3 protein-coding genes are annotated in these 2,398 nt (G+C 19.0%); all 3 read left to right on the top strand.

Annotated features, from left to right (window positions below; translation table 11 throughout):
* The first annotated feature begins 19 nt into the window (after positions 1-19).
* From ACHMP6_RS01775 to ACHMP6_RS01765, 3 genes are read left to right on the top strand one after another with little or no spacing between them, the layout of a single operon-like run.
* Positions 20-436 (top strand): ATP-binding cassette domain-containing protein, encoded by a 417-nt coding sequence (locus ACHMP6_RS01775; RefSeq protein ID WP_412097814.1) that lies wholly within the window; start codon positions 20-22, stop codon positions 434-436.
* A 57-nt stretch (positions 437-493) separates the two neighbouring features.
* Entirely contained in the window at positions 494-1,501 is a 1,008-nt protein-coding gene (locus ACHMP6_RS01770) for a hypothetical protein (RefSeq protein ID WP_412097813.1), read from the top strand.
* A gap of 48 nt (positions 1,502-1,549) precedes the next feature.
* Positions 1,550-2,314, top strand: coding sequence for an ABC transporter permease subunit (locus ACHMP6_RS01765; protein WP_412097812.1), 765 nt, complete (start codon positions 1,550-1,552; stop codon positions 2,312-2,314).
* Positions 2,315-2,398 lie beyond the last annotated feature (84 nt).

Genomic DNA, 2,398 nt, shown 5'->3' with positions numbered 1-2,398 from the left:
CTTAGATTAATATCTAGTAATAGAAAAACGGTCTAATTCTATCTCGATAAAAAAAAATGAAATATTTAAAAGAGTTATGGAAGTTGTTAAATTTTTTGATTTATTAGATTATATTTATTTATATCCAAAACAATTATCAGGCGGTCAACAACAAAAAGTTGCTATTGCTAGATCTTTAGTTTATTATCCTAAAATTATGTTTTGTGATGAAGTCACTTCTGCTTTAGATAATGAAATGAGTAAAAATATTTTAAATTTGTTTTATAAAATAAATAAAAATTTTAAAACAACTATTTTTTTAATTTCTCATGATATTACAGTTATTAAAACTTTATGCACTAAAGTTGCTATTTTAAATAAAGGTAAAATAGAAAAAATAACTTCTTTAAAACCTTCTTATGATTTTGAACCTTTTTCTTATAAGAAAGTTTTTTAAATTAAATATTTTTCGAAGAAAAGTTAAAATTTATTATTAAGGAATATATGGTTTCAAGTGAAAAAAAATAAATTTATTTTAAGTATTTTATCTATTTTTTGTATTTTTTTATTTTTTATAATTATTTTTTTGTTTTTTCTTAAAAAAGAATATTCAAATTCTTCTGAAAATAAAATTTTGAAAATAGCAACTGCTTTGCCTACTGTAAAAGATTTTTTAGAAGGACCTGTTAAAGAAGAGTTAAAAAAGGAAAATATTATTTTAGAAGTTTCTTTTTTACCTCATCAATACAAACAAACTAATGAAATTTTAAATAATGATGGTGTTATTGCTAAATTAGATAGTCATTTACCTTATACTTTTGTTTTAAATCAAAATAATAGCAAAATAGAATCTCCGGATGAAAAATCTGTTGTTGCGCAAACTTTTTATTGGGCTAATTTAGGATTATTCAATACAAAAAATAATCCTAATAAAATAAAAAAGTGGGAAGATTTGCAAAAAAGAATAGATTCTAAAGAAAAAATAAAAATTTTATTTTGTAAAGAGGTTCCACAACAAGCTTTAGCTTTACGCTTTCTTGAAAATCTTTCAATAATTAAAAGAAAGACACAATTTCATGATAAAAAATTAAATTTATTGCAAAAAATAAATTTAAAAGAAGAATATTTTAATATTTCACCAAATATAGAATTGCATAAAGCAGATACTTTAATAGAAATTTTTAATAAATTTAAAGATATTAATTCAGATTATGATTTATTTATAAATTATCCTGCTGTTATTGGAATAAACACATTAAAAAAAGATGTTAATTATATTGCAAATTTTGAATTGGACGAAAATAAAGAAGATTCATATATTTATACTATTTCTTTGATAACTAAGGTTAAAAATAGTGATTCAGAGTTAATCAATTCTCTTAAAAAAGTTTTACAAAAACCAGAATTAATAGATCAATATCAAAATAAATATTCAAATTTTTTAAATATGATTTCTTCAGATATTAATGATGTGATGACAGAAAAAATTAATAAATATTTTGAAATTATCGAAAAAAAATAATATATTAAAAAAATAACTATATTAAAAAAATAATTTTTTTGTAAAAACATGAAATATATTTTTATTATTTTAAAACGTTTTTGGAATGTTTTAAATTACCGTCATTCTGGAAATTTTCAAAATTATTCTAATATTAAAGTTCATTATTTAATATTAGAAGGTTTTTTGGAAACTATAAAAATAAATTTTTTTTCTTGTTTAATTTCTGGTATTTTAGGATTATTTTTAGGAATTGTGTTGTATTTTCTTAGAATTTTTAATAAAAAAAAGACTTATTTTGTTATTAATAATTTAATGAATATTTTTATTTCAATTCCTTATTTAATTTTGATTATTTTATTAATTAATGGTTTTATTGGATATTATTTTAATATTTATTATGGATTTAAAGCTGGAATAATATGTTTGATTTCAGTTTTAATTCCTATTTTTGCTCGTAATTGTGAACAAGTTTTTCTTCAAATTAATCCTGAACTTTATAAAACTGCTTATACTTTAGGAGCAAATAATTTTCAATTTATAATATATTTTTTATTAAGAGAATCAATTTCATATTTAATTTTAAAATTTATTTCTCTTTTTATATCTTCTTTATCTTATTCCAGTGTTTTATCTATTGTAGGATTGAAAGGTCTTGGACAAATTGCCTATTATTATGGTTTTCAAGGAATGTATGATTTTTCTGAATATGGATTTAATAATTTAGATTTAATTTGGGTTTGTGTTTTAGTATTGTTTTTTTTAGTTCAAATTTTTTATTTAATAGGTAATTTTATTGCTTATAAAATTGACTTAAAGTTAAATTTTTTATAAATTAATTTTTATTTTATTTTTTTTTTTTTTTATTTTTTCGGAAGACCCAAAACGAACTGGTAAAAAAAAATATTTTGGCTTTCC

It is taken from the genome of Candidatus Phytoplasma palmae (assembly GCF_046896035.1).
GTDB lineage: Bacteria > Bacillota_I > Bacilli_A > Acholeplasmatales > Acholeplasmataceae > Phytoplasma > Phytoplasma palmae.
This window is presented reverse-complemented; position numbering and strand designations above follow the sequence as displayed.

What these genes read in the sequence shown, in the direction of transcription:
- ACHMP6_RS01765 (WP_412097812.1), top strand. Translation starts at nt 1,550, where the DNA reads ATGAAATATATTTTTATTATTTTAAAACGTTTTTGGAATGTTTTAAAT.